We start from the raw sequence: 14275 nt of genomic DNA, 5'->3' as shown, positions 1-14275 counted from the left end.
GTAGCAAACCGCAGTTAGCGATAGCCAAAATTTACGCATTCATAACATTCGTATTCGTAGGGGAGAAGCATTCGCGCCCAGATTTTTCGGTTCGACGGCTAAATTGCCGTCGCGAATGCTTCGCCCTGTCTGTCTTTCTGAAGATAAATTTGTATAGTCTATAGTTTCTAGTTCGGTGGGTTCAACCTCAATTGGTTCTGAATCAGTATTGCAAGCATTCCATAACTCCTGAGAAGATAGTTCAGATAGAACCTGCTGGCGACAGTTTAAATAATCCTCAATAATTGCATTTTCTGAGTTAGCCATTTTATTGAAAAGTAACAAATTTGCAAAATAGACAATATTGGTGATATGATTATATATCAATTTTAGTGCATCTTTTGTACTCTACCTTATTGGCAAAATCGGTATCAGGCACACACAAGTCCTGTTAGCCAAGCCTTCTGTTTAGGAGCAACTCACAACCAGACGCGCCCCTGTGCGTCTCTACACTCAAAACTATTTAACTCAAGGACGGGTTTTGAGGTAACATTATCATCAATAGCTAGCGCCAAATAGCCGCTCAAAACTATGCCCGAAAAGCGAAGGGTAAAGTCGGGGCGGGTTTAGTCGCATCTGGGTAAGCCCAAAAACGATAGTCGTCAAACCCGCCCCTACAAACTCAAAACTCAAAACTCTTAAACTGATGCCTCAACTTCCTCCACTCAATACCGAAACCCTTTGGCAAATATTGAATGAAGAACTAGATGATGATACTGTAAATCAAATCGTCTGGCACTATTTGGGTTATCGCTATGACCAAAAAACAAACCAATGGGATTGTACCAATGTACCTCCGGAATGGCAACAGGACTATCCGGAACCGCCTAACTTTATCGAGAGTCGTCCCGCCACAGTTAAATTAACTCGTTCGATTCCCAAGGAAAATAAACAGTTATTGAAAGAACAGTTAGGATTTAAAGGCTATAAAATCGGCGAATTTGGTCCGAGACAGACTCGTCGAGCCACGGCTGCAAATTGGCTGTTAAGTTACATGAAAGATACGGGATTGAGCCAGGAGTGAATTTACTGATCACGAATAGCATCACCAGCTTAATATTAACCAACCTTGGGCAATGGTTTAGCGATCGCATCCTCCTGAATGTTCCCGTCAGCGAGGGTGAGGGGAATGTCGCAGAACTTGTCAGTTTCCTGATTATTCTGTTATTAGTCGCCACAGGAGTGGCTTTGATTTCGCGACGATTCCGTATTCCTTACATTACGGGGTTAGTGTTAGCCGGATTAGCGATTACGGAACTCTTACCCAGTCGCGTCGGGTTGGATTCGGCGCTGATTTTTAATCTCTTTTTACCGATTCTCCTGTTTGAAGCGGCAATTAATACCGATATTTCTCGCCTCCGCAGCACGATTAAACCCATTGTTTTTCTCGCCGGACCTGGTGTTTTACTCTGTGCGGGGATTACCTCAGTTTTATTGAAATTTGAGTTAGGCATAGATTGGATACCCGCTGCACTAGTAGGTGTGATTTTATCCATTACCGATACTGCTTTAGTCATTGCTGTCTTTAAAGAGGTTTCGGTTCCCCACCGATTGGTTACTCTAGTTGAGGGAGAAAGCCTGCTCAACGATGATGTCGCGTTAGTCTTATTTAGTCTAATTTTGACAATTCATGAAACGGGGGCATTATCGGCGCTGGATGTCGTTCAAGAATTTTTATTCGTACTCATTGGTGGTGCTTTAGTTGGCGCGGCGTTGGGATATCTGAGTATTGGGTTATTGAGCAAAACTGAAGATCCCTTGGGCGGAATTTTACTCACCGTGGCTCTGGCTTTAGGCGCATTCCAAACGGGACAGGTTTTGCATGTGTCGGGTGTAGTTGCTGTGGTAATCGCGGGACTGATTGTGGGCAACTTTGAACATTCACAGGTGACATCCGCCTCGAATCAAGTTACTTTATTTAGCTTCTGGGAATATGCCGGATTTGGCGTTAATACGTTTATTTTCTTACTGATTGGCTTAGAGATTAACGTGATTACCCTGTGGCAAACCTTACCTGCTGTTTTTTTAGCCTTAATCGCCTATCAAGTTGGGCGAATGTTGACTGTTTATCCCTTGCTATCCTGGGTGCGTTTTTTTGATAAACCAATTCCAGTACGTTGGCGACATATCCTCTTTGCCGGTAATATTAAAGGCTCACTCTCCACCGCCCTAGCCTTGAGTCTACCTGCTGATTTGCCGGGACGAGAAACTCTGATTGCGATCGTTTTAGGCATTGTTTTAATTTCTTTGGTGGGACAGGGGCTAAGTTTACGTTGGGTGGTACGGCGTTTGAAGTTATCTTATCGTTCAGAATCCTATCAGCAGATTGAGGAACTGCAAGCTCAATTGATGACGGCTAAAGCGGCACAAGATGAATTAGACAGTCTCCTGAAAACTGGGGTATTACCGAAATCGATTTATGAAGAAATGCGAGCCTCCTATCAACTGCGAGTCGCCACGGCTGATAGAACCTTGCGGGAAATCTATAATCAGCGTTCAGAAGACTCACCAGAAAATCGGCGCGATCGCACGAAACTAGAAGCGATTCGTCGGCAATTACTCTTAGCAGAAAAAGGAGCGTTAACAGACGCCCTGCGGAAGCGGATTCTATCTGAAGCTGTGGTGCAAGAGCGGATAAAAAAAATCGATGAGCAGTTGTTGACATTAGAGGATGATTAGTGCAGCATGGCGTAAATTTAGGCTTACCTCCTTTATGTTATAGTTAAACAAGTAAGTGTATGGCTAGATATAAAATTAAATACCAAGATGTTCAAAGAGACTGCTTTGACAGCAAAAGTGAAAAAGGGATGAGCAAGATTATCACTGACCGTCGAAATTCATTAGCAGTGGCGATAGAGGGTTGTCGTTATCATGTTATTGGTTACCCAAATAAGGCGATCTATCCTGTCCATCGTCGTCGGCAGCGTATTAAGGGGAGTAGGGGAACAACAGTTTCCGGTAATACTTCTCAGCTAATCGCTGCACAAACTTTGAATCCACCAAAGGAACAAACTATCACTTCCGATTCTTTAACGATGAGAGCTATACAAGCTTTCATGGATACTGAGGATGAATGGGCAGAGGTGTACGCTAATCTTGCCAAATCCTGAATTTATTCCAGAAGATGCCGTTATAGCTATCCACGAACGATTAATAGAAAGGTTTGGTGGGGCGCTGGGTTTAAGAGACAAGGGCTTACTTGAATCAGCTCTTTCCCAGCCCCAGCAAACTTTTTTTGGTGAATTACTCCATCCAACTATTCATGAACAAGCCGCCGCTTATCTTTATCATTTAGCCAAGAATCATGCTTTTATAGATGGCAATAAGAGGATTGCCCTAGCAGCAGCAATTACTTTTCTTCAACTTAACGGTTATAAACTAACTCTTTCCAAGCCTGAAGCTGAGCAGTTGGTATTGAATGTGGTTGAATCAAAGATAACGAAAGAGGAACTTTTCGTCATATTCGATAACCATATTCAATCCCTAAAAGTTTAACGTAGGGACTTGCAATAAAAACAGATTAGAGCAATAATTTCCCCTTGTATTCCCTGTTTTGTAAATCTATTCGAGCGGCGCAAGTTTAGAACCAACCCCTAAAAAATTGATGACTTGGTGCAACAGTTCCGCTTTTGTCACAACAAGTATCGTTGATCCTTGTTCGAGTACCGTATTGTCATGAGGAATTACTAAATCTGCATGAGGATGGGATTGATAGCCAATAATTAAAGAACCGACAGGAAACCGAGAATCCTGAATCACTTGAGTCACAGTACGACCCGTTACATCCGACTCTCCAGGTATCCCAAGTTTAAATACTTCCACCTGACCCTGTTCATAGTGCATAATCGATTCCACTTCCGGATATTCTATCGCGTTGACCATACGATTTACGGCTAAGTCAACGGTGCTAATGATATGATGAGCGCCAGCAATGCGTAGAGGCTCTTTAAAATCCCGTTGGCGGATGCGAGTAATAATATGGGGAACCCCATAGTGTTTAGCCAAGGTAACCATTGCTAGATTCAAAGCATCATCTCGCAGCACCGCCGCCATCGCATTGGCTTTGCGAATCCCAGCTTCGAGTAGCACTTGGGTAGTGACGGCGCTCCCTTCAAATGCCATAACCCCCACTTGTTCGCGAGCATACCGACAAGCTGTAGGATCTGTATCAATAATCGCGATCGTATGTCCTAATTCCACTAACTGCTGGGCTAAACTCAACCCCACTAATCCCGCGCCGCCGATTAATACGTACATGATTCCTTTGTCCTTTGTCATTTGTCATTTACTTCCCCAGCTTCAAGAGCTCCCAGAGGTGTCATGGCACCTCTGGAACATTGCTTCCCCAGCTTCCCCTGTTTAGCGGATGACAGAGGCTGACGAAAAATGGTACAAAATCATAGTTTAAAAATGGGATAATTAAGCGAGGAAGCGGAATGTACATTATCCAGGTTGCCTCTGAATGCGCCCCTGTGATCAAAGCCGGAGGCTTAGGGGATGTGGTATATGGTCTAAGCCGGGAGTTAGAAATTCAGGGACATTGCGTCGAGCTGATTCTGCCCAAATACGATAATATGCGCTATGACCACATCTGGGGACTCCATGATGCTTATATTAATCTATGGGTACCGTGGTATGGTGCGGCAATTCACTGTTCCGTCTATTGTGGTTGGGTTCATGGACGAGTCTGTTTCTTTATTGAACCCCATTCCCAGGATAATTTCTTCAATCGGGGCTGCTACTACGGTTGTGATGATGATAACGTGCGGTTTGCTTTCTTCTGTAAAGCCACGTTAGAGTTTCTACTGCAGAGTAATAAACGTCCTGATGTCATCCACTGTCACGATTGGCAGACGGGTTTACTCCCAGTCATGCTCTTTGAGATCTACAAATATCATGGCATGGGGAATCAACGGATATGCTACACCATTCACAACTTTAAGCACCAAGGAATGGGGGGAAATGAGATTCTTGGGGCAACCGGGTTGAATCAGGAATCCTATTATTTTCAGGATGATCGCTTGAAAGATAATTTTAATCCCTTTGCCATAAACTTTATGAAAGGCGGTATTGTGTACTCTAATGCCGTTACAACTGTTTCTTCTCATCATGCCTGGGAAGCTCGTTTCACGCCCATAGGATGTGGGTTAGGTCATATCTTACATTTGCATCAGGATAAGTTTACCGGGATTCTCAACGGCATTAACGATGTTTTTTGGAATCCGGAACAAGACCGCTATATTCCCTATCCCTACGCTCCAGATACCTTTGAAGACAAAGTGAAAAATAAAAAAGCGTTGCGGGAACAGCTGCTGCTACAGGATGTCGATAAACCGATTGTGGCATTTATTGGTCGTTTAGATGATCAAAAAGGAGTTCATCTCGTCCATCACGCCATCTACTATTCACTCCACAAGGGCGCTCAATTCGTTTTATTAGGTTCAGCCACAGCGGCGGCAATTAATTCCTGGTTCTGGCACGAGAAATACTACTTAAATGATAATCCTGATGTCCATTTAGAACTAGGCTTTAATGAAGAATTATCTCATTTGATTTATGCCGGATCAGATTTTATTCTGGTGCCTAGTAATTACGAACCCTGCGGACTAACTCAGATCATTGGCTTAAAGTATGGAACCGTACCAATTGTGCGGAGCGTGGGGGGACTTGTTAATACTGTATTTGACCGCGATCACGACTCGACTCACCCCATGGAAAAACGCAATGGGTATGTATTCAATCACACCGATTATTATGCGTTGGAATCCGCGATGGATCGGGCGTTGGGATTGTGGTATGACTATCCTGAAGAGTTCCGTAAATTGGCACTTCAAGGTATGGCGTATGATTACTCGTGGAGTACTTCGGCATCTAAGTATGTGAAAATTTATGACATGATCCGACATCAATAGGGTCTGCTGAATAAGTGCAAGCGGTGGGGGTAGAGAGATGGGGAGATAATGATCAATATACTGTAGGGGCGACCCGCCTGCATCAATGAACACCACTCATCCACTCCATTGTATCGGGTCGCCCTTTACTCAAGAATTTCCAGAGAAGATGGTTTAAAATCGCCTAAAAGGGTCGAAAAAGAATGGAAAAGGTAATCCCATTGTCTTGCAGAGAACCTCCTTCATCCTCAACACTATTCAGGGGAATCCCCCAATACAGTTGCGCGGACCAAGACGGATCTCGTTGCCACAAAAGTCCTAACCCAATACTGGTTAAGGTGTTAGGACTCGTAACTTCATCCTCGTGGTTCCAAACTGTGCCAATATCAAAAAAAGGAGCGATTTGGACAGTCCCAATCCCCTCCGGTTGGCGGATAATCGGTAAACGAACTTCCACGGAACCAATAATTCCATTGTCAGCCACACGTTGATTTTGGCGATAGCCGCGCACGGTATCAATTCCACCAATACTGAACTGTTCTAGAGGTAAGAGAGAATCATTCGATAGTTGCGCTCCAGCGCGAGCGATAATGATACTATCAGCGCCTAAAGCCTGCACCCACTGAAACTGTCCCACCCAACTCATAAAACGCCCATCAATTCCCGTATCATTGATTGTGGCATCAAAAGCATCTAAACCAAAACTAAACTGCGATCGCGCGGCTAAGACGCGATCCGTTGAACGATTTACCCAGTCTTGGCTAAACCGCAATACGGTTACTTTCGATTCCCCATCTTCAGGTCCGAGGGAAAAGGAAAATGGGATATCCTCAAGGACAAAAGTTTGACTTTGACGCAAATCCAGGGACAAGGAAAGGGCAAAGTCACTCGTCGGCTTGTGGACAATCGGTTGGCGAAACCCAACTGAAAAGGTTTCCGAGTGGGAGTTAATGTCTAAGACTGAAAACGGATCTTCGACAATTTCACTATCGCTATGGTTATAGCTGAGCCTTAACTTACCATCCCTGGGATTTAAGGGGATTTCATAGCTAAGACCATACTGATCAACACCTTCAGTTATGCTATAGTCTGCACTCAAGCGATCGCCTAATCCCAACAGATTCCGATTCTCTACTCTCACTGTCCCCCCTAGGGAACCGACACTGGGAGAGTCTCGATTTTCTATAGTCACAGCACTTGTCCAAGGTTTTGCCTCTTCTAGCTGTAGGGTTAAGACACTCGTACCTGCTATCGTTCCCGCCGATAACTCCGCTTGAATTTGATCGAGTACCGGATCAAGTTGCAGCAGTTGCAGTGCTTCTTCCAAGCGACGAAGATTCACCGGGGTTTGAGCCGCCAACTGAATCCGCGATCGCACATAATCCTCCTGCAAACGTTCCAATCCTTGAATATCAATCCGTTCAATACTACCTTCAACCACCTGAATACTCACCACACCATCAGTAATATCCTGAGACGGCAAAAAAGCACCAGAGGTGGTGTAGCCATTATCCGTATATAACCGGGTAATCGCCGTGCGAATCGCTAATAATTCTTCAAAGGAAGCATTTTGACCAATAAAAGGCGCAACAACGGCTTGTAATTGAGTCCCAGAAAAAACCGTACTCCCTAATACCTCCACTCGTTTTATCTTGACATTTATATCTAAATCTGGTATAGATGTTGGGTTAATTTCCGGAGTGGGTGTGAGTGGGGGAAGTGATGGGGGCGTCTGTGGGGGCGTCGTCGGTAAAGAAGGCAGAGTGGGACGGGTGGGTTCCAGGATACCCGGTGGAATATCCGGATTAGTTTGACTCATCGATGGCAAGTCTTGAGCTAGGGCGGTACAACTCCAGCTCAAGTACAGCATATTTAAAGCCCAAAGAAACCGTTTAAACATGAAACCGTAGCGCAAAGGTCATCGGTTGACAAGGATGCAGAGAAACCCCGGACTGTTTTAAGCGTCTAGTTGCCCAAAAAAATAATTCATACCCCATTGCCTTCATGCTAAGTAATATTCTTTTATTTCTTGTTCTGCTTTTATCATCAGTTACCGGAAGAAATACAATATAGTAGCAGCTTGCGAAGACTAATTGTCCCCTGTTTTTGCACGTTGAGAAATCCTGAGATTCTCAAATTTAGACCACCCAGTTCCGGTGGAAATTTCCTAAAATAGAGTTAATCGTTATCGTTGTTCCGAAAAATGTCCCACGGTTGGCAGCTTTGGCGTCGATTTATTGGATTATCCTTAGCCAGCCTTGTCTTTTGTATCAGCTTTCATCCCTGGTCCACTGGGCAAGCCGAATCCGCAACAGAAATTCAACAGCAGCAATTGCTCACACCAACTGCTGAAAAACAGCTCGTGTCCAAGGGAATTGAATCCTATCAAATCGGAGAATTTGCCCAAGCCATTACCTTTTGGGAACAAGCCCTACCTCAAATCACCGACGAAAAAGATAGAGCAATTGTTCACAATAACCTAGCTTTAGCCTATCGGCAAATGGGGGAACTAGCTCAGGCGATCGCGCACTGGGAAAAGGCGATCCAAATTTACCAGGCTTTGCCCGATGCAGAAAACCGCAAACAGATCGCGGGGCTATTAACTGAACAAGCCCAAACCTACAATGATTTAGGACAGCATCCGCGAGCGATTACTCTCTTAGAGTCAGCCATTGAACTCACCACTAAATACCCAGATCCCTTAACGCAAGCAGCCGCTCAGGGCGCTTTAGGCAATGCTCACTGGAGTTTGGGAAACTATGATCAGGCGCTGTCTGCCCACAAACGTAGCCTAAAAATTGCCCGCGAATTGAATAATACCAGCTTTATCGCCACAGCTTTGAATAACTTGGGGAATGTTTACATGAGCCAAGCCACCCGGTATAGTTATCAGGCGCAGGTGGCTGAGTTAGAAGGAGATATTGAACAGACAACGCGCTTAACCCAAGAAGCGATTCAGGATTGGACCCAAGCAAGAACATTTTTTGAGCAAAGTCTACAAACGGCTCAAGCCTTAGAGAGTTTGACCGAAATTAAAGCCTTAATGAATTTAAATCGCTGGGTGATTAGTCGTCATCTAGTCAATGTTGGTAATAATTCAGCCCAACCATTGAGTAGTGCTGATCAAGAATTTCTCCAGACGAATTGGCAACGAGTCAGAGAACTCCTAGTCAGAATACCCGATTCGCGACAGAAAGCCTATACGTTGATTAACCTAGCAGAGAGTTTTCAACGTATCGAATCAGAGGCTTCGACACAGGAGTCGATCCAGCTTTTGAGCCAAGCCATGATGGTTGCTCAAAAGATTGGCGATGCTAAAGCTCAATCCTTTGCCCTAGGGAGCTTAGGACAATTGTATGAATCAGCCGGAGACTACAGCACGGCGATGGAGTTGACTCGCCAAGCGGAATTTAGAGCCCAGCAAATTCAATCATCCGATAGTTTGTATCGCTGGCAATGGCAAGCAGGGCGGATGCTGAAAGCTAGAGGAGCCACCACTCAAGCCATTTCCGCTTATGAACAAGCAATCGTGACGCTGCAAAACATTCGCGGTGATTTAGTCACGAATAAAGAGTTACAACTGGATTTCCGGGAACAGGTTGAACCCGTTTATCGGGAATTGATTGATTTGCTCCTGAATGCTTCTAGTGGCGATTTGAGCGATCCTAATTCCCAGGTAGCAGCCTCACCCCTGAAAAAAGTCATCGATATCGTCGAACTGCTCAAACTAGCAGAGTTGGAAAACTTTTTCGGCGATGAATGTGTGCAAGTAGCGAAAGACAAAGCCCAAAATGAGAAAGGATTAGCCGATGCCAATGCGGCTGTCATCTACTCGATCATTTTGAACGATCGCGCCGAAATGATCCTGCGCTCGCCCGATGGTTCCCTGAAAAACTATCCTGTCCCCATCAGTAAGGAAGATATGGAAGCCGAGATTGAGCAGCTACGCTACTTTCTCGAACTGCGAACCACAGAGCAATATATCTTCCAAGCAAAAGAAATTTATAATCTGCTGATTCGTCCTCTGGAAGCTGATTTAGCTCTCATGCAACCCAAGACGTTAGTCTTCATCAACGATGGCGTCTTGCGTCAGATACCCATGAGTGCGCTGCATGATGGTCAAAAGTTTTTGATTGAGAAGTATCCCATTGCGATTACCCCCAGTCTGTCATTGACTACGAGTCAACCGTTAGATCACAATCACTTAAGTGTGTTGAGTATGGGTTTAACGGTTGCTAGACCTCCCTTTTCCGCCCTCACGAATGTAAAAGCTGAGCTAAATGCGGTCGAAGAAATATTAGGCGGGACTGAGTTAATTGATCAGGAATTTACATTCTCGAACTTGCAAGCAAAACTACGACGCAAAAATTTTCCCGTTGTTCACATGGCAACCCATGGCAAATTTGGTGTCGATTCCCAGAGTACATTTCTACTGGGTTATGATCAACAAATTAGTATTGAAGAACTCGACAATTTATTGCGTTCTCGCGGTCGTCGAGAAGCGGTGAAACTCCTCACCTTGAGTGCTTGCCAAACGGCGACGGGTAACAATCGCTCAGCCTTAGGAATTGCGGGTGTCGCTGTTCGAGCGGGTGTCGAGAGTGCTTTAGCGACGCTGTGGTATATCAATGATGAAGCGACTGTTCCGCTGATTGCCGAATTTTATAGCCAACTGAGCCAACCTGACATCACCCGGGCAGAAGCGTTAAGACAGGCGCAGCTTCAGATGATCTCTAATGTCAACTATAATCATCCTGCGGTTTGGTCGCCGTTTATTCTGATTGGGAATTGGAATTAGTTAGGGCTTGCTCAATCGAAGTGAACAGTTAAAACTCAAAACTCAAAAGAGGGAGTAGGGATATACCATTTATCCCTACTCCCGTTATTGCACGAATGTTCACGCTCTACCCGCTTTCCGTTACATAAGACCTACTCGAAGCTAGTGGGCTGTCCACTAGAATGTTGATAGTCTTGTGGCAACATTGAGCCGTTCTTGCTGCGTCACTTGAGTTAAACCAACTTGCTCAAGCAGTGCCAGAAAATCATCGTTGGTGGCTAACTCATGGGAATTAGCTGTTGGAACTTTGGACATCGCCGCTAAGGCATCGTACCAAAGCCCAGATTCAGCATAGCTCCAAGCGCGATCGCGCCACACCTGTGTTGGCACATTGCTCTTGGTAGGAGGAGTCGATGGCAGTTGTTGTTCTAAAACCCCTGGTGTGCGTACACGCTCAATCCAGCTAATAAATACGGGATTGGCTGACGGACGCTTGGTATTACAGATCAGAGTTACTGACCATTTATAGGTTCGTCCGGTTTGCAGTTCAGGTCGGTCTTTGGGAAGTTGCAACTGCATCATTCCCATCTGGGGAGAGTCAATCTGTTTCTCAAATAGCGGTTCAGGAACTCCAGGTTCCACTAGAGCAAACCGCATGGGTACAGAGACAGGCTGTGATAAGTGCCAGAAAAAGGTAGGATGACCCGATGTGGTTTGTCCAGCATAATCCTCCGATGGGATCAATAACGTAACTAAATCGTTGGTTAACGATTGGCTACAGCCGCGTGAACCCGACCCAATCGTCCGCCGTGGATTACTTGCCACGGGTGGTATATATTGTTTAGACGCACGATTGGTTGACGTTGATTTTAACTCCGCATTGGCGGGTAGATCTTTCCAGGTCGAGGTCAGAACTTCTAATTTTTTTGACGACTGAAAAATCAGGGGTTCAGGTAGATCTAAAAAGCCGAACATTTGCAGGGAAAGAATTGAAGCTGTCCCGGCAATGATCGTTACTAGTTTTTGCCGAGTAGTGTTCATGAGGTTAAGTCCTTCGTTTCATAAGGGTCTTTTTACAAAGGGTTTGGATGTGATGCACCTACTCTCTCTAGCTTTTGAAAAATTTTGCCTGAAGAATTTTAGACTCAATAGCGCTCTTTGCTGGCAAAATCTAAATCATTATACAGGGCATTTTGAACAACTACAGCAAAATTTGATAAACTGCGGTTAACTGTTCGCGCCCTTTGAGTCTAACCTGACCGATCTGTTTCGTGGGGAATTGATTTTGCAGATGCTGATAGGTTTCTTCATTGATTAAAATCCGGCAAATTCCCCCATCTAGAGTTTTATCGTAACTTTCTAATCGAGCCGCGACATTCACGCTATCTCCTAGGGTGGTATAGTCGAGCCTTTGAGAGTTTCCCAAGCTACCTGTGACGACATCTCCTGTAGCAATTCCCACGCGCATCGCTGTTTGGGGATAGCCTTGACGTTGCCACTCTTGATTGAGGGTTTGCAGTTTCTGTGCCATGGCTAAAGCACAGCTGACGGCGGCTATAGCATCTTGAGCAATTTCCTCGGATGTCGTGCGTTTAATCGGCACGCCAAACACAGCCATCACCGCATCTCCGATAAACTTATCCACAACACCGCCATGGTCTAGCACCGTCCCAGCCATAGCATCCATATATTGGTTCAGCCAAGCCATAAGCACTTCCGAACCCATATTTTCTGCTACTGTACTAAACCCTTTCAGGTCTGAGAACAGAACCGTGGCAGTCATTTTCTGACCACGTAGACGTCCTTCTTTGAGAAGTTGTTCGCGATCGCGCCAAATTGCTTCGGCGATTTGCTTCGTTACATGGCGACCGAATAAATTCATAACAGTGTGTCGCTCTTCACGCTCGAAGTTGGCGATGTACCCCGTAGTTGCTGTAGCGGCACCCAATAAAGCCAAGGCGGGAGGAATTACAGGAATCCACCAACTGCTGATGATAAAGGCTAAGTAGCTGCTCCCCACCAAACCTGCCAGCGCAAACAAAAGGCTGATTAGTGTCCAACGCGGCAGTAATTTAGCCAAACCTCCAGCATCTCGCAAAACCCAACACAGGGTTGCACCCGTTAAAGACCAGAGGAAAATCCAGACCACTTCGATGGGTTCGGACCAAGTTTTGAGTCCAGAACGTCCGTCTAAGGCTGAACTGAGCAATTGACTAATTATGTTAGCCTGAGCTTCTATCCCAGGTGTGCGCTCTTGGGTGGCAATTTTATCACCACTATAAGGGGTGTAGAAGAAATCATTCAGGCTAGTTGCCGTTGCCCCAATTAAAACGAGGCGATCGCGCATTAAGTCTGGTGGTATCCGATCTTCGAGTACCTCTGTCAATGACACCCTGGAAAAGGTACGCGCCGGACCCCTATAGTTTAGCAAAATCTGGTAACCCCCGTCATCTGCGCTAACATAACCGCCGTCATTCGCTGAAAAAGGTTGAAATGTTCCCTTCCCTAAATGAAAAATTTGGGGATTCGTTTGTGACGGTTGAGCTATGATATTTTGCGCTTCTAAATACATCAACGCCAGTCTCATGCTAAACGAGACAGTGGGTTGATCGTTTTTAACCATATAAAGCAACCCTCGACGCAGCTTGCCATCTGCATCGACCACCACGTTATTAAACCCCACTTGTCCTTTTTGGTCTAACATCGGTGGGGGAGCTACACTGGCGTTAGGATCTTGCTGATTAATTTTTTCTATCCCGATTAAATTGGGAGTTGTTTCAAAAACATTGACTAATTCGTTCTGACCGGGCAAAACAGGTAAATCTCGATAAAGGTCAAGACCAATCACTCTGGGGTTTTGACCTTTTATGGTTTTGAGGAGTTTAGCCAGGACAGAATCAGGAATGGGCCACTGTCCAACCTTTTTTAGATCCGCCTCACTAATTCCCACAATCAGAATTCGTTCATCAACAGGTTCTTGAGGACGCCAACGAAAGTATTGGTCAAGAGCTGCCCATTCCCAAGGCTGTAAAAAGCCGAGCAGCCGTAATAAAATAACGAGTCCAGCTACACCAGGAGCAACAGTCCAGACACCTCGCCCTGCCCAAATTTTTTGTCTCAGTTCTTTCCACATCCTATGTATCAGCGCTCCTTGATGGTTAGAAGGCTAGTACAAAAAGGCAGATGGCTGCACTGGTTTAGGGTATCTGCTTTTTCGCCTATTGTTAACGGGTAGATGTTTGAAGCGGCGCTGCACTAGCTCTTTCACTTTACCTTATTCAAGGGTGAAGTAATTGGAACCGAAAAATTAGGTTTTAAGGAATAAATTATTATTGAAACTTTAAATTCGCCCTCGATAAATACTGTTTTGGAATAATTATTCCTGATGATCAGGATGCTTTTAGATCACTTGTACTGTAACGGGAGCGAGAGCGAACTGCTATAGAACACCAGTCGATGTAATCGAAATCGATCCCCTAATTCCCAAAAAACCGTAACAAAAACTACACACTTATCCCTCTTGTAGAGACGTTCCACGCCTTACGTCTCTACCAACTGCTATTAGGGG

The 14275-nt window shown here is 45.1% G+C and carries 11 protein-coding genes; 6 read left to right on the top strand and 5 right to left on the bottom strand.

Features of this window, described 5'->3' with window-relative positions; all coding sequences use genetic code 11:
* Positions 1-39: 39 nt before the first annotated feature.
* The gene (locus ACLGGO_RS01815) at positions 40-306 is read right to left on the bottom strand and encodes a hypothetical protein (RefSeq protein WP_446335596.1); all 267 of its coding nucleotides are present in this window, start codon (positions 304-306) and stop codon (positions 40-42) included.
* A gap of 379 nt (positions 307-685) precedes the next feature.
* Between ACLGGO_RS01815 and ACLGGO_RS01810 the strand changes: the two genes are divergently transcribed.
* The 4 genes from ACLGGO_RS01810 to ACLGGO_RS01795 all read left to right on the top strand — a co-directional run bounded on the left by ACLGGO_RS01810 (position 686) and on the right by ACLGGO_RS01795 (position 3534).
* Positions 686-1063 (top strand): DUF1823 family protein, encoded by a 378-nt coding sequence (locus ACLGGO_RS01810; RefSeq protein ID WP_446418061.1) that lies wholly within the window; start codon positions 686-688, stop codon positions 1061-1063.
* Positions 1064-1137: 74 nt separating this feature from the next.
* Positions 1138-2718: a cation:proton antiporter gene (locus ACLGGO_RS01805; protein ID WP_446335652.1), complete on the top strand. Its 1581-nt coding sequence runs from the start codon at positions 1138-1140 to the stop codon at positions 2716-2718.
* A gap of 59 nt (positions 2719-2777) precedes the next feature.
* Complete coding sequence (locus ACLGGO_RS01800) at positions 2778-3149, top strand: hypothetical protein (RefSeq protein WP_446335598.1); 372 nt, start codon at positions 2778-2780, stop codon at positions 3147-3149.
* The gene (locus tag ACLGGO_RS01795) at positions 3136-3534 is read left to right on the top strand and encodes a type II toxin-antitoxin system death-on-curing family toxin (protein ID WP_446335599.1); all 399 of its coding nucleotides are present in this window, start codon (positions 3136-3138) and stop codon (positions 3532-3534) included. The genes ACLGGO_RS01800 and ACLGGO_RS01795 overlap by 14 nt, the downstream gene beginning before the upstream one ends.
* 66 nt (positions 3535-3600) lie before the next feature.
* Here ACLGGO_RS01795 and ACLGGO_RS01790 read toward each other — a convergent pair whose 3' ends face one another.
* Positions 3601-4296: a potassium channel family protein gene (locus tag ACLGGO_RS01790; protein WP_446418060.1), complete on the bottom strand. Its 696-nt coding sequence runs from the start codon at positions 4294-4296 to the stop codon at positions 3601-3603.
* A gap of 179 nt (positions 4297-4475) precedes the next feature.
* Between ACLGGO_RS01790 and glgA the strand changes: the two genes are divergently transcribed.
* Positions 4476-5951 (top strand): glycogen synthase GlgA, encoded by a 1476-nt coding sequence (glgA, locus tag ACLGGO_RS01785; protein WP_446418059.1) that lies wholly within the window; start codon positions 4476-4478, stop codon positions 5949-5951.
* A 163-nt stretch (positions 5952-6114) separates the two neighbouring features.
* Here glgA and ACLGGO_RS01780 read toward each other — a convergent pair whose 3' ends face one another.
* Positions 6115-7800 carry a ShlB/FhaC/HecB family hemolysin secretion/activation protein gene (locus tag ACLGGO_RS01780; protein ID WP_446418058.1) on the bottom strand — a complete coding sequence of 562 codons (1686 nt, stop codon included), beginning with the start codon at positions 7798-7800 and terminating at the stop codon, positions 6115-6117.
* Between the two features lie 321 nt (positions 7801-8121).
* On the opposite strand from ACLGGO_RS01780, the gene ACLGGO_RS01775 reads away from it, so the two are divergent.
* Positions 8122-10728 (top strand): CHAT domain-containing protein, encoded by a 2607-nt coding sequence (locus tag ACLGGO_RS01775; RefSeq protein WP_446418057.1) that lies wholly within the window; start codon positions 8122-8124, stop codon positions 10726-10728.
* A gap of 156 nt (positions 10729-10884) precedes the next feature.
* Here the strand turns inward: ACLGGO_RS01775 and ACLGGO_RS01770 are convergent, their stop codons facing one another.
* Positions 10885-11748 (bottom strand): DUF928 domain-containing protein, encoded by an 864-nt coding sequence (locus ACLGGO_RS01770; protein WP_446418056.1) that lies wholly within the window; start codon positions 11746-11748, stop codon positions 10885-10887.
* A 160-nt stretch (positions 11749-11908) separates the two neighbouring features.
* On the bottom strand, positions 11909-13840 hold the full coding sequence (locus ACLGGO_RS01765; protein ID WP_446418055.1) for a CHASE2 domain-containing protein: 1932 nt from the start codon (positions 13838-13840) through the stop codon (positions 11909-11911).
* Positions 13841-14275 lie beyond the last annotated feature (435 nt).

It is taken from the genome of Coleofasciculus sp., from assembly GCF_046565525.1.
GTDB lineage: Bacteria > Cyanobacteriota > Cyanobacteriia > Cyanobacteriales > Coleofasciculaceae > Coleofasciculus.
The sequence above is the reverse complement of the archived record's forward strand: the minus strand, read 5'-3'. Positions and strand labels throughout refer to the sequence as shown.